We start from the raw sequence: 21,325 nt of genomic DNA, 5'->3' as shown, positions 1-21,325 counted from the left end.
TGGGAAGGCGTGTGGGGGAGGGGGCGCGGGGTCACTCCGCCGGGAGGGCGACGACGGCGGACGGCCGGGCGACGAGCAGGGTGCCGGGGACCGCGGCGAGTTGGAACGGTACCCGGGCCTCCACCCCCGCCAGCCCGGTCTGCCACATCCGTTTGCCCGAGGGGATGCCGGTCGCGGTGATCTGGTGCAGGGTCGCGAGGTAGAGGGTCCGTCCGGAGGCGCTCGCGGTCATGCTCCCGAGCTCGTTCCACGCCAGGTTCTCGGTGAGCGTTTGCTCCCACAGCGTCCGGCCGGTGTCCGGGTCGACGGCGACGATGGGGCCGGTGCCGTCGTCGGCGAGGTACAGGGTGCCGCCGCTGAAGAAGGGCGGGGCGTTGGTCCCGGCGACCAGGGCCTGCGACTCCCACAGCCGGGTGCCGGTCTTCAGATCGTACGCGTGGGCGCGACCGCCGGAGAGAAGGAAGAGCCGCCCTCCGCCCGCCGGGTCCACCACGGAGGCGGGGCCGCCGTGCACGTCGGGGTAGGAGCGGTTCCAGAGCATGCGTCCGCTGCTCCGCTCGAAGCCCGCGATCGCGAGGGTCCGGACGGCCGTGACGTCTCGGAACACCTGCTGGGGTACCTGTACCTCCACGACGACCGTCTCGGGCCCGACGGTGGTGGCGAGTTGCGTGTTGCCGAATCCGCTCGGCAGCGGGGTGCGCCACAACTCCTTGCGGTGGTCCAGGTCGAACGCGGCCAGCAGGTATCCGCCCGTCGGACTCCCGTCCCCCGTGAGCAGCCACGCGGTGGCGCCGTCGGCGGCGAGCACCCTTGCGAGCTGCTCGTTGCGCTGGAGCCACTGGGTGCGGCCGTCACGCATCGAGCAGAGCGACAGCCCCTCGCGCGTGGCCGTCAGGAAGCGGTCGCCGGGCACTTGGACGGGCGGGGCGCTGCCGCCGGCGGGCAGCTGCCACACCTCCTTGCCGGTGCGCAGGTCGTGCCCGTACAGGTCGTCGCCGCGCGTCATCAGGCAATGGTCGGCGCTGCCCACCGGGAGGAGCCGGGTGCGGGCCGTCGGGTCGTCCAGGCGCCACAGGGCGGCCGGCGGCATGCCGGGCACGCGGGGGCTCGTACCGGAACCGCCCCCTGCCGCGGACGGCCCGGTGCGGCCGTCCTTGCGCATCAGGGCGGGCCAGGCGAGGGTCCCGGAGACCCCCAGGGCCGCGCCCCCCACGCCGGTGAGCAGACCGGACAGCACCCGGCGGCGGGTGGGCGGGGCGGGCGCGTCGGGGGTGGCCGGGGCCGGAACCGGGCCGGGGGTCGGGGGCGTCGCCGCCTGGGTGGCGGGGTGCGGGGGCTCGTGCGCATCGGCGTCCGCCGGGGCCCGGCCGTCCCCATCCCCGTCCGCCTGCCCGCCCGCGTCCGCATCGGCGATCTCCAGGTCGGCGATCGCCTGCGTGCGTACGGCCAGTGCGGCGACGACCCGGCCGGGCAGCGGGTCCGGCGTCCGCTCCGCGTCCTGCCCTCCGGGGGCCAGAGTCCGGCACAGCTCCGCGGCGGTGGGGCGGTCTGTCGGGGAGGCGGCCAGCGCCGCGGCGACCACCTCGCCCAGCTCTCCCGGCAGGTCTGGCAGTTCGGGCCGGTTGTGGAGGGCGCGGTAGGCCAGCACGGGCGGCGGGCCGTCCCCGAAGGGGAGCCGCCCGGTGGCCGTGTGGAGCAGCAGCACCGCCAGGGAGTACACGTCGGCAGCGGTGGAGGAGGGCCGCCCCGCGGCCACTTCCGGGGCCATGAAGGCGGCGGGCACGGTCGACACCCGGCTGTGCGGTTCGGGTCGCCCGGGCCCTGCGTCGGGTCGCGGCCCCTGGCCCGGCCCGGGCCCCGGCCCCTGCCGTTGCTCCGGCCCCTGCCGTTGCTCCGGCCCCCGGCCCGGTTCGCGAGGCGACGCGGACGGCATGCGGCAGGCGTGCAGGGCCATCAGCAGCGGGCGGGCCGTGGTGAGCCAGACCCCGTCGGGTGCCACCGCGCCGTAGCTGATCCCCCGGGCGTGCAGGGCGGCCAGGGTGTCGGCGACCTCCGCGGCGAGCCGCACCGACTGTTCCAGGGGCAGGATGCCGGACTCCGGTCCGGGCTGCCGCCTCACGTCGGAGAGGGACACGGCAGGGGTGTGCATGAGGGCCACCCACGCGGGCTCGGTCCCGGTGCTCAGGTCCAGTACAGGCGGCACCCCCGGCACGGGCCCACGGCGCACCGCCTCGGCCGCCCGGTACGCGCCCGGGGGCAGCAGGCACACCACGGCGTGCCCGTGGTTCCGGTCGCGGCCGACGTACATGCCGCCCCGCGGCGGCACCGGCCGGGGGCCGGGCCAACGAGCCAGCAGCCGGTACGGCCCGGCCGACCGCGGGTCCTCGGGGCGCAAGCCCTCCCCCAGACGTCCGCCCCCCACCTGTTCCCCCCTCACCTCGTGGCCCCGCCCGGGGCCGGTCACATGCCCGGCAGGGCGCGGACCGCGCTGCCGCGTTGCCAGATGACGCTGCCTCCGGCGACCGCTCCCCGCCAGGGAACGTCGGCACGGACCTCCCCGGCCGGGGCCGGTGCGAACACGTACTGCTCGGCCGCCAGTCCGCCGTGCACCACGAGGATTCCGAGCTCGGGCCTCCGCAGCGGTGCGAAGATCCCGGATCCCGCCACCAACGGGGCCTGGTTCTGGGCCAGTTCCTCGGCGGCCAGCACGGTCCAGGCGGGGGCTCCGGTCCTCGCGTCGATGCTCCGGAGCTGGCGGCCGTCGGCGACGTACACGCTGTCGCCGGCCGACGTGGGCACGCCGAAGCCCGCGCTGTCGTCCGCGGGCAGCGTCCACAGCTGTTCGCCGCGCCCCCGGTCCAGGCAGGTCAGCGTCCGGTCTCCGGCCCCGCCCAGCAGCGCTCCGCGCGCGGACAGGGCCGTCCGCGAGCCGTCGGTGCCGGCGGGCCGCCGCCACACGGAGCCGCCGTCGGCGGCGGACAGGGCCACCACCCCGCCGGCGGCGGAGGCCAGGAGCAGCCGCCCGTACCCGGCGGCTGCCGAGAGCACCGTGCCCGACACGGGGACGGGCACGCGCCAGCGCACCCCGCCGTCCGCCTGCTTGAGCGCGGCCAGGCGGCCGTCGGCGTCGAGGACGTACACCTGGTCCTCGTCGGCGGCGAGCAGCCCGGTCACCCCGTCGCGCGTGCGGTGGCGGACCGTACCGCTGCCGGGGTCCAGGAACAGCAGGGCGCCGTCCGGGTCCAGGGCGACGGGTCGGCGGCCGCCGACGAGGTCGCGCACCACCGGGCCTCGCCAGCGCCGTTCGCCCGAGACCGGATCGTGGAGGAGGAGCTCGCCGCCGCCGTCCGCGAAGCACACCCGGCCGTCGACGTCGACCGGCCCGAAGGCCGGCTGCGCCGCGGCGCCGTCGTACGACCACAGGGGCCCCGGCACTGTGCCGGGCGGGCCGCTCCAGCGGGGGGCGGGGGTGCGGCCGGGGCCGTCGTCCTCCTGGAGGGTGCGCAGGGCGGTGGCGCCGGTCGCCGCGAGGAGCACGGCCGCCCCGACGCCGGTGAGCACCCTGCGCCGGGTCGGCAGCCGCGGGCCGGCGCCCAGGGCGGCTGCGGCCCGTGCGATCTCGGCGGCGTCGGCGAGCACCGTGGGCGGCAGCCAGCGGGTGGCGGCGCGCAGGGCGGCGCCCTGCGGGTCGAGTTCCGCGGCCACCTCCGTGGCGGCGGGCCGGTCTTCCGGCTGCTTTTCGAGGCAGCCGCGGATCACGGGTGTCAGCTCGGCCGGTACGCCGGTGAGGTCGGGGGCCTCGTAGGCGATGCGGAAGTCCGAGCGGACCGGGTCTCCGTCGTAGAAGGCGTGCCGGCCGGTCAGTGCGAAGACGAGCAGCGCGCCGAGGCAGAACACGTCGCTCGGCGGCCCGAGGGGCCCCTTCACCACCTGTTCGGGCGACATGTAGCCGGGCGTGCCGGGGCGCTGCCCGGTCGCGGTCAAAGTGGCGTCGCCGGTCACCCGGGCGATGCCGAAGTCGACGACGCGGGGGCGGTCGGCGCCGAGGATGACGTTCGACGGCTTCAGATCACGGTGTACGACCCCGGCCGCGCCCAGGGCCGTCAGGGCCCGGCCGAGCGCCCCGGCGAGGACCCGCACGGCGGGCGCGGGCAGGGGCCCGTGCCGCAGTACGGCAGCGGCGAGGGTCGCGCCGGGGACGAACTCGGCGGCGATCCAGGGCACTTGCCCGGCGGTCGAGGAGCCGAGCACGTTGGCGACGAAGGGGCTGCGGACCGCCGCCGCGGCGGCGGCCTCGCGGGTGAACCGCTCGCGCAGGTCCGCGTCGCGGAAGAGTTCGGGCCGGATGGTTTTCAGGGCGACCGGACGCCCCCGACGGCGGGCGAGGTAGACCGTCCCCATGCCGCCAGCCCCGAGCACCCCCAGGATCCGGTGACCTCCGAGCTGCGCGGGCGTACCGCCCGGCAGCGGGGCGATCACTGGTGTCATGCTGTTGATCGTATGCGCGCGGGCATCAACCATCCGTGGAATCAACAAAGTTCACGTATCCCCGGCTGGGCGGGGGCGCACCTCGGCTGCGCCGGGCGCGCGGTGGCGGGGAACGCTTCGCGATGGACCTGGTGCGGTTCGCGGCGAGTTGGGGGAAGTTCCGGGGCGGGAATCGGAGCGCCGTCGTAGCCTCCAGACCGCACGCCGCTCCCTGGCAGGGCCGGACGAGACGCAGTTGGACCGGATCGACAAGGCCCGGTGTTCGCGGTGGCGCCGTAGTGCTTCGGTCCGTACCCACGACGAAGTCCACAAGAGAGAGGAACCCCAGCCGACGCACGGCTGGGGTTCCTCGAAGCGGTGGGTATCGGTCAGCAGGTGGGGTTGCCCGGGCCGTGTACCACTCGTCTCCGCGTCGGCAGGCAGCCCCGAATCGCGATCACCGGGGATCGGACGGGTTAGCGCTGCAGGGTGAGGACACCCGGCCGGTACGGCAGTTGGTCGTAGGGGCCGCCCGCGGTGGGGGACTTGCCCTGGTAGAGGAACTGCAGGTTGCAGGGGTCGATGGTCATGGTCTGGTCAGGGTTATTGCGGACCAGGTCACCGTGACTGATGTCGTTGGTCCAGGTGGCACCACTGTTGGCCTTGCCCGCGAAGGGGTTGCTTTCGCTGGTGGCCTGCGGTGTCCACGAACCGCTCAGGCTGGAGGCCGTGAACGAGCGGAAGTAGCGTCCATTCGCACCCCTCGCCTCAACGATCATGAGGTACTGGTTCTGGCCCTGAACCTTGTAGACCTGCGGCGCCTCGAACAGGTTGTCCGCCGAGTCGCTCATGATCGTCGTGTACGACGAGCCGAAGTTGCCCGGGAAGTTCCCGATCGGCATGCTCGCCCGGTAGATCTTGCCGTTGTCACCGGCGAAGAACAGGTACATGTTCTGGCCGTCAGCGATCAGGGTCTGGTCGATCGGGCCGGTAGGGGAGTTGGGGATGCTACCGGTGAACAGCGGCTGCGGCGAGGACCAGCCGTTGGGGTTGGTGGGGTCGCTCGACGTGCGGTAGATGAAGGGCCACGAACCCCACTGGTACGCCAGCACCCAGATGTTCTTGGGCGCGAAGTAGAACAGCGTGGGCGCCACCGCGGCCTGGCTCATCCCGGTCTGGCCGGCCGACGCCATGTCCGGCCAGTTCGTGAAGGGACTGAACATCATCGAGCCGTACGACGACCCCGACGTGTTCGACGCGTAGACCAGGTGCTTGCCGTTGTACACCACGTCGGTGAAGTCCTTCACCGAGCCCCACCCGTTCGCCGGCTGTGCCAGCGCACCCGTCGACGTCCACCGGTACGTCGACGGAAGAGCACACGTGCCGCCCGTCGGCGTGGGCGTTGGCGGGGTAGTCGTCCCGGACGGGCCGGTCCACTGCTGGTTGCTGCCGGACCAGCAGGAGTACAGCTGGATCTTGGTGCGGTTGGCGGTGGCCGCGCCGACGGCGTCGAGGCACAACCCGGACTGGACGCCGGCGATCGTGCCGTTGGTGTTGATGTTCCACTGCTGGCCGGCGCCGCCGTCGCAGTCCCCGATGACCACCGCGGTGCCGTTGCCGGTGCCCTTGGCCATGGCGCCCAGGCACTTGTTTCCGTAGATCTTCAGCTGCTTGCCGGAGGTGTAGGTCCAGCGCTGGTTGGTCTGTCCGTTGCAGTCCCACAGCTGCGCCTGGGTGCCGTTGACGGTGGTGGAGCCGTTGATGTCGATGCAGCGACCGGAGGGGACGCCCTTGATCGCTCCGGTGCCAGTGCCGCCGGTGGTACCGGGGGCGGCCTTGAAGGCGTTCACGACGGCGGTGTAGGCGGCCTTGGGGTTCCCCTTGTTGTCGAACAGCAGAGGGCTGTCGCCGCTGCGCCAGGAGTCGCTGTCACGGATGCCCCATACCGTGATGCCGGTGCACCGACCCACGGCCAGGCAGGCGTTGACCGTGTTGGCGTAGTGGGTGGACGACGCCCGGGCGATGTCCAGCTCGGTGATCTGGACGTCGACGCCCAGGGCGGCGAAGTTGGACAAGGTGGTCTGGAAGCTGGACGGCGGGCCGCCGGTGCCGAAGTGGCTCTGGAACCCGACGCAGTCGATCGGTACGCCGCGGGACTTGAAGTCCTTGACCATGCTGTAGACGCCCTGGGTCTTGGCGTCGGTCCAGTTCTCGATGTTGTAGTCGTTGTAGCAGAGCTTGGCCGAGGAGTCGGCCGCCCGGGCGGTGCGGAACGCCTCCTCGATGAAGCCGTTGCCCAGCACGTTCTGGAACACCGAGTCGCGGTGTTGGGAGGAGCCGTCGGCGAACGCCTCGTTGACCACGTCCCAGGCGTAGATCTTGCCCTTGTAGTGGGTCATCTCAGCGGTGATGTGGTTGTTCATCACGCTGCGCAGCGTGTTCGCGTCGCTGATGGAGCTGACCCAGGACGGGAGCTGCGAGTGCCAGACCGTGGTGTGGCCGCGCATGCGCTGGCCGTGTGCCAGGGCATGGTTGACGATCTGGTCGGCGGGGCCGAAGGTGAAATTGCCGCGGGTCGGTTCGATGGCGTCCCACTTCATCTCGTTCTCCGGGGTGATCATGTTGAACTCCCGGTCCGAGATCGCGGCGTAGGTCGAGTCGCCGAGCCTGCCGGCGGCCACGGCGGTGCCGAAGTACCTGCCCGAGGGGGCCGCCTGCGTACCCAGGTTCGCGGCTCCGGCGGAGCTGGGAAGGAGCGTCACGACACCGGCCACCAGCGCCGCGGCCGACAGTCCTGTCGCCAATGTCCGGCGACGCCGGCTGAGCCGGTGCAGGCCCTTCATGATTCTCCTCGGGGGTCGCGGGTCACCCTGGGTGCCGTGATCGTGCGCGCATCGGCCGGTACGGCCTGATCCGCCGCGGGGTGGGTGCGGTGCAGGACGTGGGGCCGATCCTGCGTACCGGTCGCCCGGGGTTCGTGGGTGTGTCGCGTCATAGGAGGGGCTTTCTTCAGGAGATACGTCAACGGGAGAGTCGGGGAACCTGCCACGCCGGCACGCATGGTGAGCGGCGGGAAAGGCACCCCACGATATGGAGGCCTCCGAACTCGCGGTCTCGTAACAAATAAGTCGCGTCGTCCGGACGATTGCCCGGTGATGCATCTCGCAGGCAAAAAGCGTTATGCGAAGCCCCACGGTCGGGTCGTCCCTGGAGAAAGGGTGCGCCGTCCTGATCACCAGTGAAGGATTGTGGAGTGGCACCGGTGGCGGTTGCGGTGATCAGCCTTCAAGCCGGTCACAGTGGGGCAGCCGTCGCTGAATGCGGATCGGAGCTGGATTCGGCGCAGCACGCTGCTCACTGCCGGGCTGAGAACGGCGTGGTGCAGGACCAAGGTGCAGGATCACCAGCCGTCGCTGCGCGAGTCGGTCCACATGCTCAAGGAGCGGTGGCCCAGGCCCTGCGCATGATGAAGGAAGCCTGGCCGGCGAAGGTCCGAGTGCCGTCGGAGCCATCGAGCCAGATGCCGCCGTCGCGGTGGCGGAGGACCGATCCGGGATAGTTGTGCGCGTGGAGGGTCACCGACCCGGCGACCGCCCCGGGGCGCGGACAGAAGGTGGCGTCTTCACGGAACAGCTCGCTGCCGTCGTTGGTGCTCAGCTGGAGCCGCAGGTCACGATGGCGCAGATAGCGGCCGTCGGCGGCGCGGAAGGTGACGCACCGTGTGTCGGCTAGCCCTCCCATGACCGCGAAGGTGACCCGCTGCCGTGTCTGCGTGCTGCTGGACGCGGAGACTCGGGTGAGCGTCGCGAAGTCGTCGGCATACGTGAGGTACAGGGCGGGGTCATCCACGGACTCCAGCGACTGTGCGCCCAGCGGAACAGTGCCTGCTACGGCGGACGGACTCACCGGGGACGGTCCGGCCGACGTGGTGGTGCGTGACGGGATCGGCGTGGGATCGCCGGCCGGGGGAGCGGCGACGACGCCGGGCACCCGATGCGACGGTTCGGGCCAGGTCGCGTAGGTGGCGGTCCCGGCGATGAGCACCGCGCCGGTGGCGAGGCCCACCAGCGGATGAGCGGTCACCGCGTGGAGTTTGCCGATCAGCGAGCCGTGCAGAGCGCCTCCCCCCGGCGCGGTGGCGACGGCGAAGTGTGCCGTGGCCAGCCCGGCGGCGCTCGCGGCCGTGCCGGACAGCAGGCCCTTGGCGGCCAGCGCGCCGATGAGTCCGGCCGGGACGGCCAGCGGCGCGAGGCTGAGGAGCAGGAGTTCGACCGGAACCCGTTCTGTGGTCGTCGCCATGCAGACCGTGCAGCCGCGGGTGTGCCGCGCGATCCGCTTGCGCCACACCGATGCAGGGACACCGTCCCAGCCGCCGACGGTCTCGTTCAACTGCGGGCAGCGCGGGTCGGCCTCCAGTGCGGCGACGATCGCCCGGCTCAGTTCCAGCTGCTCGCGCATGCGCTGCAGGCTCACTCCGACGTGGGCGACAGTCAGCCCCGTCGCGGCGGCGATGTCGTCACGGCTCAGCGAGCCGGCGCATTCCTGCCACCACAGCGACAGCAGGACCCGATGGTCCGGGTCGAGCCACCGGCGGGCTTCGACAACCTGACGACGCTCGTCCGACACGTGCAGACGCAGGATCGTCACGTCCTCAAGTTCGGCGCCGGCGTCCGGTAGCCGGAGTGCCTCGTCGATGACCGTGGTCCGGTCGGCGAAGGCGCGTTGCCGCTGCCAGTGGGCACTGATCTGGCGGAGTGTGATCGACACCAGCCAGGACCGGAAGCTCTCCGGGGAACGCAGGGCAGGCAGGTCGCGCACCACGCGCAGCAGGGTTTCCTGGACGACGTCGTCGACGTCGGCATGTCCGCTCAGCGCTCGCCCGACGATGTTGTAGAGCAACGGCAGGTACGCGGCGATCAGCTTCTCGCGCGCCCGGTCGTCACCGGCCTGCGCCGCGACAACCAGCCCCGCGTGGTCCGCATCCATGAGCCCCATTCCCACCTCCCTCAGGGGAGAGATCCGCCGAGTACGGCGGGCCACACCTTGGCCTCGGGTATTCAACCGGGCTGGGCGATCTGACGACAAGTGAGGAGAAGGCACCCCTGAGCTGCGAGGATTCGAGTGTCTGGGTCACCTTCTCGGTGAGCGAGCGTACAGGGTGGGACCAACGGCTTCCTGTCGCCGCTGACGGGAAGGGGTAGATCCGGCACGCCGGAGCGGTGCTGGAGCACCCGGTCGCGGACCGTGCCGGGTTGACCGCCGCACTGGGTCGGTCGTGGCCGAGGGGTGGGAGCGCAACATGTCCTGCGCTCTGTGTTCAGCCGCGCGGCACCACGGTGTTGTACCACTCTCGTGCGTACGCCGGCACGATCGGCGCGCGCCGGGCCGGGCCGTCAGTGGTCCAGGGAGGACTTCGGCGATCGGCAACCTTTCGCGGAGCTGTGGCGACTGACGGGCGACCCGAAGACGATCACACCCACGGATCGTCCGATCACACCGTCGCATGCTGCTGCGCACCGCTGACCTGAGCGGGTGTGCGTGGCAGGCTCGGAGCAAGGAGCACCCCCCCATGAACGAGACGGATCCCACCGCGCACGGTCACGGTCGGCGCACGCACGCGGCCGGTGGCGAGCGACGTACGCGTGGACGCCACCGCCGGCGCTGGACGACGATGGGTCTGGCGCTGGGCGTGCCCGGTGTGCTCGGTCCCTACCTGCTTTTCGTGCAGGCCGGCTCGGAGGCCGCGACGTTGGATTCCGACGTCTACTACGAGGTGGTGTCCGTGCGCAGCGACAAGGTGCTGGACGTGCCCGGCGCGGACACGTCGGACGGCGCCTGGACACGGCAGCAGAGCCGCGTGGCCGGTGCTGCGAGTCAGCAATGGCGCCTGAGGCCGACGCGGGACGGCTACTACGGGCTGGAGAACCGCAGCAGCAAGAAGGTCCTCGGTGTGCGGGGTGCTTCCGGACAGTCGGCGGCAGCCGTCGAGCAGCAGTCCGACCACGGCGCCGCCACGCAGCAGTGGAAGATCGAGGACGTCGGCGGCGCGGCGGTGAAAATCGTCTCCCGGAGCAGCGGCATGGTGCTGGACGTGTGGGGCGGCTCCAGCGGCGACGGCGTGCCGCTCATCCAGTACGCGGACCAGGGCAGCACCAACCAGCGGTGGAAGCTGGTGAAGGTGGGCGGCTCGGGCAGGTACACCTGGCACAACGCGCAGATCGTCGGTGGCGGATTCGTCACCGGGCTGGTCTTCAACCCCGCCCGCAAGGACCTGCTGTACGCACGGACCGACATCGGCGGCGCCTACCGTTGGGACGCGACCGCCGCCCGCTGGACCTCGTTGACCGACTGGATCGGCGGAGCCGACTGGAACCTGCTGGGGATCGAGAGCCTGGCGACCGACCCGGTCGACCCGAACCGCTTGTACCTCGCGAGCGGCACCTACACCAACGACTGGGCGGGCAACGGTGCGATCCTCCGCTCCACCGACCAGGGCAGGACGTTCCAGCGCACCGACCTGCCGTTCAAACTGGGCGGCAACGAGGACGGCCGGTCCATGGGCGAGCGGCTGGTGGTGGACCCGTCCGCCCACGGCACGCTCTACCTGGGTACCCGTAAGAACGGGCTCTGGCGCAGCACCGACTACGGCGTGACGTGGAGCCAGGTCGCCGGCTTCCCCGTGAAGGACGGTGCGAGCAGCGGCGTCGGCCTCTCCTTCGTGACCTTCGGCCCGTCCGGCAGCCGGACGATCTACGTCGGGGTGGCCGACAAGACCACCTCGCTGTACCGATCCACCGACGGCGGCAGCACCTGGCAGGCCGTGCCCGGCCAGCCGAAGGGGCAGCTGCCGCAGCACGGTGTGCTGTCCGGCGACGGCTCGCTCTACCTGACGTACACCAACGCTCCGGGCCCGAACGGCGTGACGGCCGGTTCGGTGTGGAAGCACACGCCGTCCACCGGGGGCTGGCAGAACATCTCGCCGTCCAGCGGCGGTTACGGCTTCGCCGGCCTGGCGGTCGATCCGCAGCACCCGTCCACGGTCATGGTCACCACGCTGGACCGCTGGTGGCCCTCGGACGAGATCTACCGGTCGGCCGACGGCGGCGCCTCTTGGAAGGCGCTCGGCGCGACCTCGGTGCGGGACAGCTCCGCAGCGCCCTACGTGGGCACCGGCATCGGCCACTGGATGGGCGCCCTGGCCATCGACCCCTTCGATTCCGGGCACGTGCTGTACGGCACCGGATCGGGGATGTGGGGCAGCAACGACGTGACCGCGGCGGACACCGGGCGGGCGACGCACTGGACCGTCCCGGCCAAGGGCCTGGAGGAGACCGCGACTCTCGGGCTGATCAAGCCCCCTGGTCTTCCGCTGATCAGTGCCCTCGGCGATGTCAGCGGGTTCCGGCACGAGGACCTCACCAAGGTGCCCGCCAAGGCGCTCTCCGGACCGCAGTTCACCAACACCACCGGTATCGACTTCGCCCAGTCGAAGCCGCAGTTCGTGGTACGGGTCGGTCTCGGCGGCGAGCAGCACGGTGCCTATTCGACCGACGGCGGAGCCGTCTGGGCGCCGTTCGCCACGGCGCCGGCGCGCGACGCGGGCGGCGGTTCCGTGGCCGTCTCGGCGGACGGCGCCGCCGTGGTGTGGGCCCCTGATGGGCAGGTTCCGTATTCCTCGACCAACCGCGGCTCGGCCTGGACGGCGACCTCCGGTCTGCCCAAGGACACGGCCGTGGTGGCCGACCGTTCGGCGGCGAACACCTTCTACGCCCTCAGCGACGGCACCTTGTACGCCAGCACCGACGGCGGGAAGAACTTCACCGCCCGGGCCACCGGTCTGGGTGGCGGGCAGCTCGAGGCGGTTCCGGGCATCGCCGGTGACCTGTGGATCGCCGGCGGGGGCAACGGACTCCTGCACTCCACCAACGGGGGGAAGAGCTTCGGCAAGATCGGCGCAGTGGAGCGGGCGACCGCCGTCGGCTTCGGCAAGCCGGCCCCGGGTGCCGGGTACCAGGCGCTCTACCTCTCCGGGCAGGTGAAGGGCGTCGCCGGGCTGTTCCGCTCCACCGACGGCGGCTCGGCCTGGGTCCGGATCAACGACGACCAGCACCAGTTCGGCGGCAGCGCCATCAGCGTCATCAGTGGCGACCCCGACGTGTACGGGCGGGTCTACCTGGGAGCCTACGGCCGTGGCGTGGTGTACGGCGACCTGTCCTGATCGCCTCGGCCCGTGGGCGTGCGGCGGTCAGAGCCGTTCCACCCACGGGCCGGGGAAACGGGACCACACGGCGCTCGGCGAGGGTGAGGCACGCGGCGCGCAGGTGCGTGGGCAGGGGCGTGGGCGGCTTCGACCCGGCTACGGGCACGGCCTCATCGTGTCGGGGTGAAGCCGCCCCAGACCGAGAAGGCGCCGCGGGGACCGTTGGCGTCGACGCGGTAGCCGTCCTGCCCGGCCTCGCGTGCGCCGGCGGCGTGGTTGTACTGGCCGGCGAAGACGTGCTGTCCGGCCGGGACCGTACGGCCCGGCTTGAGGATCCAGCGGTAGACCACTGCTCCGCCCTCGTTCTGCACGGTGACGGTGAAATCCTCGGCGGGCAGCGTCCGCCAGCTGCCGGTGCTCTGCACCGCGCCGGTCTGCGTGATGCGCAGTTCCACGGTGAGGGCGGTGAGCGGCTGCGTGGACTTGAGGGTGATGTCGCTCTGCGCCCAGAAGCTGTTGCTGTTCGCGTCCAGAGCGCCGGCCGACGACAGTGGCCCGTCCTGGACCTGCGCGCTGCCGGGCCGGGCCGAGCCCGCGGGGCCTGACGCCGAAGGGCGGGGGCCCGTCGGGGACGAACGGTCCGGCGTGGTCGGGCTGCCGGTGACGGGCGCCGATGGTGTCGACGGTGTCGAACGGGGGCTCCCGGACGGCGCGGACGGCGCGGCGGGGGTGGCCGAGACCTCCGGCCGGGCCGGCGGTGACTGGACGATGGCGGCGACGGCGAAACCACCGACCGCCAGGGTGCCGACCACGGTGAGGGAGGCGAGCGCGACCCTGGGCCAGGGCCTCGCGCCGGACGGCTCGCGGTGGCGGGCGGGGGCGCCGGACATGCCGCGTTCCACGCGTGCCAGGATCCGGGCACGGTCGGGCTGGTGGGCCTCGGCGGCTGCGCGCAGCCGCTCGGTGAGCTCCTCGTTCAACGACTCCTCCTCCCCGCCACAAGTTCCCCGGCTGATCCCGCGCTGCCCAGTATCCGTTCCAGCTCGGCCATCCCCTTCGAGGTCTGGCTCTTTACCGTACCGACCGATATTCCGAGCGCCAGTGCGGTGTCCTTCTCCGACAAGTCGAAGGCGTGCCGCAGGACCACGCACGCCCGCTTCCGGAACGGCAACCGGGCGAGAGCCGTCCGCACGTCCACCACGGCGGCCACGTCCGGACCGCCCGACGGCTCCGCGCCACGGGACCAGAACAGGGCGATCCGGCGGCGCTCGCGCACCGTGCTGCGGATCCGTGACCGTGCCAGGTTGGCGACCACGCCACGGGCGTAGGCGAGTGGGTGCTCGGCCTGGCGCAGCCGGTCCCAGCGCTGCCACAGTGCGGTCAGGGCGTCCGCGGCCAGATCGTCGGCGCCGTCCGCCTCGCCCGTCAGGAGATGGGCGAACCGGGCGAGTTCCGCGTAGTGGCGTTCGAAGAAGTCGTGGAACTCCGCGGACGCGTCATCGAGGACCATGTCCGACGGTCGCCCCTTTCGCAAATGTGTGCGCTAACATCCGGGCGGCAGCGTACCAGCGCCCGGTACGACCCGGGACGCTCCGATCCGCCGGACCGGAGCGGCCACCCGGCCGTGGTGTGGTTTCAGTGCGGGGCGAACTGGACCCGTGTCGGTTGTGCGACGTCCGGGAGCAGCGCGGTGCCCTCGACCGTCAGCTGCTCCCCGTAGATGTCGGTGATCCTCATCGCGCCGCCGCACCCGCTGCCGTCGGCGGAGAGGAAGTAGTTGTAGTCGGTACGGGGCAGCTTCCGCCAGCCCGCGGCGGTGCGTACCTCCAGCCGCGCGACCGGATTGCGGTGGCCGATCACCTGGATGCCGCACCAGTTTGGGCTGGACCCGGTCTTGTACCGGATGGAGAGCGCCCCGGATGTCTGGGGACTCAGCAGGCTCCAGGTGATCGGGATGCGACCGAGCTTGGGGTCGGCCAGTTTCGCGAAGGCCTGTTGGCTGAGGTCCAGTTGTCCGGGCGCGCAGGGCAGCGGGCATTCGTTGGTGATCCGGACCGTGATCGAAGCGCCGTTCGCGGCGTGGACGCGCACGTACGCGCCGCACGCCCTGGACGACTCGTAGTCGGTGGTGTTCATCGCCGCGATCATGAGGTCGTCGCTCGGGCCGAACAGGCAGGCGCCGTTGCCGTCGCCGACGGCGTAGGCGGTGGCGACGCCCTTGTAGGTGGTCCCGGGCTGGATGCGTCCTGCCGACGGCGCCGGGGCGGACGCCGCCGGTGGGGATTCCTTCGCCGAAGGCCGTGGCGTCTGCGCGGTGGCCGTCGCGCCGGCCGCGCTCGGGGTGGCCGCGGCTGGCGAGCTGGCCGCCGGGGACGGGCTCGTCGGGGCCGAGGGCGTGGCTCCCGCCAGGGGGGCGGCGGGGGCGGCCACGTCGGCCGGGGCCACGGCCGCGGCCCCGGCCTTGGGGTCGGGGCGCATGGCCGTCACCAGGCAGAAGAGGACGCCCGCGGCGGTCAGTATCACTGCCGCCCCCAGCATCAGCCTGTGTCTACGCCTGCGTTGCCGCGCGGCCTGCCGTGCAGTCTGCATGTCCGTCCGTTCGAAGATTCGAGTCGAGGTGCACTGCCTGGTCGCCGCAGGACGCGAAAAGGTTGCCGCCGCTGTGGAGCGGGCGTGCGGCGGGTCCTTCGGGGCGGCCGGGCGGCGGTGTCCCGTATCGGTCCGCTCACTGATCGGGGGAGTGCGGGGAGGCGGGCCGGGCGGCACGGATGCCGCGCGGAGAAGCTCCGCGCGTGCGGCGACAAGCCTTGTTGAACACCTGGAGGTCGGGAATGCCGACCGATGCGGCGACGGCGGGGACGGAAAGGGGGGGGCCTGCAGGAAGTGGCGCGCCCGTTCCATCCGCCGGGCCAGGACGTAGCCGACGACCGCCTCCCCGGTCGCGGCGCGGAAGAGCCGCGTCAGGTGGTTGTGGGAGGAACCGGCCGCCGACGCGATGTCCGGCACCGTCAGAGGCCGCCCCAGCCGCGCCTCGATCAGGGCCACGGCGGCCGTGACCGCCGGGTGGGCGGCCTGTGCGTTCCGCTCCCTCGCGGGCGCGAGCTGGGCGACCCGCCACAGGGCGGCCCACACCTCGGCCGCTCCCCGTGCCGGGACGCTCGGCCAGACGGCCACTGCCTGCCGCAACTGGGTCTTCAGACAGGTGAGTTCGGGGCCGGCGTGCTGGATCACCGGCTTGCTGCGGGGAGTTCCACCTGAGCCCAGGCGGAGGTGGACGCAGAGGTGTGAGGACCGGCCCCGGTAGCGATAGCGGACTCGGCGCCGGACGGTACGAGGCTGACCCCGCCGGGACGGACCGCGTACATCGCGCCGTCAACCGTCAAGTCGGCCTCGTGGTGGCACAGATGGAGCTGCCAGAGGTCTGGCAGGGAGAACACGTCCACGTGAGCGGCCGGGCCGTGCACGCCGATGCCGACGGCGGCGAGAGGGGGCTGCTCGTCAAGGTGGGCGAGTGTCGCCTGCATGGTCACCTTTCCTACCAGCGCCTCGGTGAGCCGCTGGTAGGACCAGGACCCTCCCGCCCCCGCGTGCCGGGCGCTGTGGTGGGAATCCACCAGCGGAGGGTGAACGTGGCCCACTCGGGGGGCGGCCGCGCGAAGGCACCCCTCCTCGTGCGAGCGGCGGCAGCGCCGAGCCGAGGAGGGACAGGGTCAGCCTCCGGCCTTGCGCTTGTTGTAGACGTCGAAGCCGACGGCCGCCAGCAGTACCAGGCCCTTGATCACCTGCTGGTAGTCGGTACCCACGCCGACCAGCGACATGCCGTTGTTCAGCACGCCCAGCACCAGACCGCCGGTGAGCGCACCGAGGACGGTTCCCACACCGCCGCTCGCGGAGGCGCCGCCGATGAAGGCGGCCGCGATCGCCTCCAACTCGAAGTTGATGCCGGCCTGCGGCGTACCGGCGTTGAGTCGCGCGGCGAAGACCATCCCGGCCAGGGCCGCGAGGACACCCATGTTCACGAAGGCCAGGAAGACGACCCGCTTGCTCTTCACCCCGGACAGCCGCGCCGCCGCCTCGTTGCCGCCGATGGCGTAGGTGTGCCGGCCGAGGATCGAGTTGCGCATCACGTATCCGAAGCCGACCAGCAGGACGCCGAGGATCAGCAGGACGATCGGCACGCCGTGGTAGCTGGCCAGCAGCAGCGTGAAGGCCACCACGGCCGTGGTGATCGCGCCGAGCTTCACCAGGAACAACCCGGCCGGGAGCGGTTCCAGCCCGTACGAGGCGGCCCGCCGCCGTCCGCGCACCTCCTGCAGGATCGCTACGGCCAGCACCGCGAGACCCAGCAGCAGGGTGAGGTTGTGGTAGTTGGTGTGGGGGCCGACCGCCGGGAGGAAGCCGCTGCTGATGTTCTGGAAGCCCTTGGGGAAGGGCGCCACCGACTGCCCCTGCAGCAGGATCTGGGTCCCCCCGCGGAACAGCAGCATGCCGGCCAGCGTGACGATGAACGAGGGGATCCCGAGATAGGCGATCCAGAAGCCCTGCCAGGCTCCGGCGAGAGCCCCGATCAGCAGCGCGGCCACCAGCGCCACGGGCCACGGCGCCTGGTGTTTGACCATCATCACCGCGGCGGTGGCCCCGACGAAGGCGGCGAGCGACCCGACCGACAGGTCGATGTGCCCGGCGATGATGACGATCATCATGCCGATGGCCAGGATGAGGATGTAGCCGTTCTGCTGGATCAGATTGGTGATGTTGAGCGGCTGGAGCAGGATGCCGTCCGTCCAGAACTGGAACAGCAGCACGATCAACGCCAGCGCGAGCAGCATCCCGTACTGGCGCAGGTTGCCGCGCAGCGCCCGGGCCAGTACGGCACCGGCCGACGCACCTCGGCCGGTCTGCGGTGTGCTGGGCGTGGTCTCTGGGGTGGTCTTGGTCTGGGCCATGCCTCACACCTGCTTGTCGGGGTATGCCGTGCTCATGGTCATGAGCCGCATGAGGGATTCCTGGGTGGCTTCCGCACGGTCGACCTCACCGGTGATCCGGCCTTCGGCCATGGTGTAGATCCGGTCGCACAGGCCCAGGAGTTCGGGGAGTTCGGAGGAGATGACGAGTACCGTCTTGCCCTGGGCGGCGAGTTCGGCGATGACGGTGTAGATCTCCGCCTTGGCGCCGATGTCGATGCCCCGGGTGGGTTCGTCGAGGATCAGCACCTTCGGCTCGGCGAAGATCCACTTGCTGAGGACGACCTTCTGCTGGTTGCCGCCGCTGAGCTTGCCGGTCTCCGCGAACACCGAGGGGGCCTTGATGTTCATGGTCCGCCGGAACGATTCGGCGATCCGCGCCTCCTCGTGCCGGTCGACCCAGCCCCGCCGGGCGACCTTGCCGAGGGCGCCCAGCGAGATGTTCCGGCTGATGTCGTCGTTGAGGTTGAGGCCGAGCTGCTTGCGGTCCTCGGTCGCGTACGCGATGCCGTGCCCGATCGCCTCAGGCACCGTGCGGGTACGGATCTCCCGGCCGTCCAGCCGCACCCGGCCGCCGGTCCACCGCCCGTACGAGCGACCGAAGACGCTCATGGCCAGTTCGGTGCGGCCGGCGCCCATGAGGCCGGCGATTCCGACGATCTCGCCTCGACGGACGTTGAGCGAGACGCCGTCGACCACCTTGCGCCGGTGGTCGATCGGGTGCTGGACGCTCCAGTCCTCGATCTCGAAGGCGACCTCGCCGATCTCGGGGGCGCGCTCGGGGTAGCGGTGTTCCAGGTCGCGGCCGACCATGCCACGGATGATCCGCTCCTCGGAGATGCCCTCGGGACCGATCGCGATGGTCTCGATGGTCCGCCCGTCGCGCAGGATGGTGACGGAGTCGGCGACCCGGGCGATTTCGTTCAGCTTGTGCGAGATGAGGATGCAGGAGATGCCCTGGGCTTTGAGTTCGAGGATCAGGTCGAGCAGTTTGCGGCTGTCCTCCTCGTTCAGGGCTGCCGTCGGCTCGTCGAGGATGAGCAGCTTGACCTTCTTGGCGAGCGCCTTGGCGATCTCGACCAACTGCTGTTTGCCCACGCCGAGATCGGCGATCCTGGTGTGCGGGCCCTCGTCGAGTCCGACCTGCCGGATCAGTGCGGCGGCGTGGGTCAGCGTCTTGTGCCAGCTGATGACGCCCCGGGTGGCGTGCTCGTTGCCGAGGAAGACGTTCTCGGCGATGGACAGGTAGGGCACCAGCGCGAGTTCCTGGTGGATGATCACGATGCCGCGCTGCTCGCTGGCCCGGATGTCCCGGAACCGGCAGGGCTCGCCCTCGAAGTAGATCTCGCCCTCGTAGCCGCCGTGGGGGTGGACCCCGCTGAGCACCTTCATCAGCGTGGACTTGCCGGCGCCGTTCTCGCCGCAGACGGCGTGCACCTCACCGGCGGCGACGGTCAGGTTGACCTCGGAGAGGGCCTTGACGCCGGGAAACGTCTTGCTGATCGACCGCATCTCGAGAACGGGTCGGGCCATGGTTGTGCATCCGTTTCGTCGGGGCGGTGCGGCGGCGGCCGGTCTCCCGGGCGTCGCACCGCCGTTCCGTCGTCGCCGGACCCGTCGGTCGGGCTCCGTGGGCTGCTACTTGAGCTGGTCCGCGGTGTACTGGCCGCTGTCCACCAGGACCTCCTGGTAGTTCTCCTTGTCGACGCTGACCGGCTGGAGCAGCTGAGCCGGCACGATCTTGACGCCGTTGTTGTACTGGCTGGTGTCGTTGACCTCGGGCTTGCCGCCGGTCAGCAGCGCGTCGCCCATCTGGACGGCGGCCTTGGCGAGTTGGCGGGTGTCCTTGTAGACGGTCTGGGTCTGCTCGCCGGCGATGATCGACTTCACCGAGGCAAGCTCGCCGTCCTGGCCCGTGACGACGGGCAGTGGCTGGCCGGCGCCGTAGCCGACGCCCTTGAGCGAGGAGATGATGCCGATCGAGATGCCGTCGTACGGCGAGAGCACGGCGTCGACGCGGGCGGCGGTGTACGACTTGCTCAGCAGGTTGTCCATCCGGGACTGGGCGAGACCGCCGTCCCAGCGCAGTGTGGCGATCTGATTGAGGGAGGTCTGGCCGCTCTGCACGATCAGCTTCTTGTCGTCGATGTACGGCTTGAGGACGCTCATCGCGCCGTTGTAGAAGAACGCGGCGTTGTTGTCGTCCGGCGAGCCGGCGAACAGCTCGACGTTGAAGGGGCCCTTGCCGTCCTTGACGCCGAGCTTGTCGACGATGTAGCTGCCCTGGAGGACGCCGACCTTGTAGTTGTCGAAGGTCGCGTAGTAGTCGACGTTCCCGGTGCCGCGGATCAACCGGTCGTAGGAGATGACGGGGACGTGGGCGTCGGCGGCCTTCTGCAGCACGTTGGTGAGCGAGGAACCGTCGATGGCGGCGATCACCAGCAGCTTGGCCCCCTTGGTGATCATGTTCTCCACCTGGGAGACCTGGTTCTCCACGACGTTGTCGCCGTACTGGAGGTCGGTCTTGTAACCCTTGGCCTGGAACTCCTTGACCATGTTGTTGCCGTCGTTGATCCAGCGTTCCGACGACTTGGTCGGCATCGCGATGCCGATGAGGCCGCCTTTGGCGTCCCCGCCACCGCCGTCGCCTGCTCCGTTGGCGCTCTGGCCGCAGGCTGCCAGCGACAGCGTCAGGCCCAGGGTGACAAGGCCTGCTGAAAGCTTTCGCACAGTTCCTCCAGTGATGTTCCGCGACCGGCACGGTGCGACCCGGCTGGGAGAACCGGAAGCGGTCGAGCGGGGCCGGCCGGGAGTCGTTGCTCGCGCTGTTGCGAAGTTCAGGTGTGCAGCGGCTCCGGCTTGGCGATACCTGAGTGTTAACGCTCACAACTGTGTCGTCAAGAGTCTGTTCAGATCACCGTTGGGCAACATCGCCGCAGGCGGGCAGCCTCCTCGTCGGGGCGGACCCACGGCGGGAGGTCCGGGTGCGCCGACCACGGACGGCTTCCGTGGTTTCTGCGGGTTCGCCTGACGCGGCACTAGCTGCCAGGCGGGATTGCGGATCGCCGAACTGCGAGACGTCCCGGCCGTCTTATGCGCCGGCGATGACCTGGCGCTCGGCCCGCTGCGCGCCCTGCACGAGTCCGGCCGCTCGACCCCGCGAGGCATCGGCTCGTCGGCTTCGACGGCATTGCCGAGTCCACCTGCTTCACTCCGCCCCTGGCCTCTGTGCGGGAGGACTTCGGTGAGCTCGGCCGCCGGGCCCTGGAAACTGCTCGTCGAGGAGTTGGGGGGCGGTGTGCACACCCGCACCCCCACCTGCTGATCTCGCCCGAGATGGTGCTGCGTCGCAGGGCGGGCCCCGAGGGCCGTTCGTGAGCCGGCGCCATCGGACCCGGGGCCGACCGTCGCGTCCGAGGCTCCCCGCCGCGCTTTGTCGAGGCCCCCATCGGTTCTTTGGCGGGAATTGTTAGCGCTAACAATTTGCCGTGTCGAGAGAGGTGCCGCTTGAACTCAGCAGGAACCGATGCCGGTTTCCCGCGCAAGGATGAGGAGGTGGACCGACCTCTGCTGTCCGGGGATCGGGCAGGTGTGTCCTCGGCGTCGACTCCGGCATCCTCACCGGTCGTGCCGTGCTGGTCCGCGTGCGTGGCGGACAGGAGCTCGCGGCCGTCGTGCACACCTACCCACACGG

General features: G+C 71.2%; 12 protein-coding genes and 1 pseudogene. 2 read left to right on the top strand and 11 right to left on the bottom strand.

Going from position 1 to position 21,325, the window contains the following annotated elements; all coding sequences use genetic code 11:
- Positions 1 to 31: 31 nt before the first annotated feature.
- The 4 genes from K7B10_RS07360 to K7B10_RS07345 all read right to left on the bottom strand — a co-directional run bounded on the left by K7B10_RS07360 (position 32) and on the right by K7B10_RS07345 (position 9,462).
- A complete protein-coding gene (locus K7B10_RS07360) occupies positions 32 to 2,308 on the bottom strand; it encodes an outer membrane protein assembly factor BamB family protein (RefSeq protein WP_229335138.1) in 2,277 nt (758 codons plus the stop codon).
- A gap of 152 nt (positions 2,309 to 2,460) precedes the next feature.
- A complete protein-coding gene (locus K7B10_RS07355; protein ID WP_229335137.1) occupies positions 2,461 to 4,488 on the bottom strand; it encodes a serine/threonine-protein kinase in 2,028 nt (675 codons plus the stop codon).
- Positions 4,489 to 4,943: 455 nt separating this feature from the next.
- Complete coding sequence (locus K7B10_RS07350) at positions 4,944 to 7,310, bottom strand: non-reducing end alpha-L-arabinofuranosidase family hydrolase (protein WP_229335136.1); 2,367 nt, start codon at positions 7,308 to 7,310, stop codon at positions 4,944 to 4,946.
- Positions 7,311 to 7,902: 592 nt separating this feature from the next.
- Positions 7,903 to 9,462 carry a sigma-70 family RNA polymerase sigma factor gene (locus K7B10_RS07345; RefSeq protein WP_229335135.1) on the bottom strand — a complete coding sequence of 520 codons (1,560 nt, stop codon included), beginning with the start codon at positions 9,460 to 9,462 and terminating at the stop codon, positions 7,903 to 7,905.
- Positions 9,463 to 10,138: 676 nt separating this feature from the next.
- Between K7B10_RS07345 and K7B10_RS07340 the strand changes: the two genes are divergently transcribed.
- Positions 10,139 to 12,685 carry an RICIN domain-containing protein gene (locus tag K7B10_RS07340; RefSeq protein WP_229344819.1) on the top strand — a complete coding sequence of 849 codons (2,547 nt, stop codon included), beginning with the start codon at positions 10,139 to 10,141 and terminating at the stop codon, positions 12,683 to 12,685.
- A gap of 152 nt (positions 12,686 to 12,837) precedes the next feature.
- Here the strand turns inward: K7B10_RS07340 and K7B10_RS07335 are convergent, their stop codons facing one another.
- The 7 genes from K7B10_RS07335 to chvE form a co-directional block, all read right to left on the bottom strand.
- Positions 12,838 to 13,647 carry a hypothetical protein gene (locus K7B10_RS07335; RefSeq protein WP_229335134.1) on the bottom strand — a complete coding sequence of 270 codons (810 nt, stop codon included), beginning with the start codon at positions 13,645 to 13,647 and terminating at the stop codon, positions 12,838 to 12,840.
- Positions 13,644 to 14,177, bottom strand: a complete 534-nt coding sequence (locus K7B10_RS07330) for a SigE family RNA polymerase sigma factor (protein WP_229335133.1) — start codon at positions 14,175 to 14,177, stop codon at positions 13,644 to 13,646. The genes K7B10_RS07335 and K7B10_RS07330 overlap by 4 nt, the downstream gene beginning before the upstream one ends.
- 125 nt (positions 14,178 to 14,302) lie before the next feature.
- Positions 14,303 to 15,205 carry an expansin EXLX1 family cellulose-binding protein gene (locus K7B10_RS07325; protein WP_229335132.1) on the bottom strand — a complete coding sequence of 301 codons (903 nt, stop codon included), beginning with the start codon at positions 15,203 to 15,205 and terminating at the stop codon, positions 14,303 to 14,305.
- A 689-nt stretch (positions 15,206 to 15,894) separates the two neighbouring features.
- Positions 15,895 to 16,281, bottom strand: coding sequence for a hypothetical protein (locus tag K7B10_RS41215; protein ID WP_308284551.1), 387 nt, complete (start codon positions 16,279 to 16,281; stop codon positions 15,895 to 15,897).
- Between the two features lie 96 nt (positions 16,282 to 16,377).
- Complete coding sequence (gene mmsB, locus K7B10_RS07315) at positions 16,378 to 17,613, bottom strand: multiple monosaccharide ABC transporter permease (RefSeq protein WP_229335131.1); 1,236 nt, start codon at positions 17,611 to 17,613, stop codon at positions 16,378 to 16,380.
- 3 nt (positions 17,614 to 17,616) lie between these two features.
- The gene (gene mmsA / locus K7B10_RS07310; protein WP_229335130.1) at positions 17,617 to 19,164 is read right to left on the bottom strand and encodes a multiple monosaccharide ABC transporter ATP-binding protein; all 1,548 of its coding nucleotides are present in this window, start codon (positions 19,162 to 19,164) and stop codon (positions 17,617 to 17,619) included.
- Positions 19,165 to 19,269: 105 nt separating this feature from the next.
- Positions 19,270 to 20,361 (bottom strand): multiple monosaccharide ABC transporter substrate-binding protein, encoded by a 1,092-nt coding sequence (chvE, locus tag K7B10_RS07305; protein ID WP_308284550.1) that lies wholly within the window; start codon positions 20,359 to 20,361, stop codon positions 19,270 to 19,272.
- A gap of 438 nt (positions 20,362 to 20,799) precedes the next feature.
- Here chvE and K7B10_RS41555 point away from each other — a divergent pair.
- A pseudogene (locus K7B10_RS41555) lies at positions 20,800 to 21,009 on the top strand (substrate-binding domain-containing protein); the annotation flags it as partial.
- Positions 21,010 to 21,325: the final 316 nt, after the last annotated feature.

It is taken from the genome of Streptomyces flavotricini, assembly GCF_020639365.1.
In the GTDB taxonomy this organism is placed as follows: Bacteria; Actinomycetota; Actinomycetes; order Streptomycetales; family Streptomycetaceae; genus Streptomyces; species Streptomyces flavotricini.
The sequence above is the reverse complement of the archived record's forward strand: the minus strand, read 5'-3'. Positions and strand labels throughout refer to the sequence as shown.

Coding starts and splice junctions, on each gene's coding strand:
- K7B10_RS07350 (WP_229335136.1), bottom strand. CDS start 7,310: ATGAAGGGCCTGCACCGGCTCAGCCGGCGTCGCCGGACATTGGCGACA.
- K7B10_RS07355 (WP_229335137.1), bottom strand. CDS start 4,488: ATGACACCAGTGATCGCCCCGCTGCCGGGCGGTACGCCCGCGCAGCTC.
- mmsA (WP_229335130.1), bottom strand. CDS start 19,164: ATGGCCCGACCCGTTCTCGAGATGCGGTCGATCAGCAAGACGTTTCCC.
- K7B10_RS07325 (WP_229335132.1), bottom strand. CDS start 15,205: ATGCTGGGGGCGGCAGTGATACTGACCGCCGCGGGCGTCCTCTTCTGC.
- K7B10_RS07340 (WP_229344819.1), top strand. CDS start 10,139: ATGGGTCTGGCGCTGGGCGTGCCCGGTGTGCTCGGTCCCTACCTGCTT.
- K7B10_RS07330 (WP_229335133.1), bottom strand. CDS start 14,177: ATGGTCCTCGATGACGCGTCCGCGGAGTTCCACGACTTCTTCGAACGC.
- K7B10_RS07360 (WP_229335138.1), bottom strand. CDS start 2,308: ATGTACGTCGGCCGCGACCGGAACCACGGGCACGCCGTGGTGTGCCTG.
- mmsB (WP_229335131.1), bottom strand. CDS start 17,613: ATGGCCCAGACCAAGACCACCCCAGAGACCACGCCCAGCACACCGCAG.
- K7B10_RS07345 (WP_229335135.1), bottom strand. CDS start 9,462: ATGGGGCTCATGGATGCGGACCACGCGGGGCTGGTTGTCGCGGCGCAG.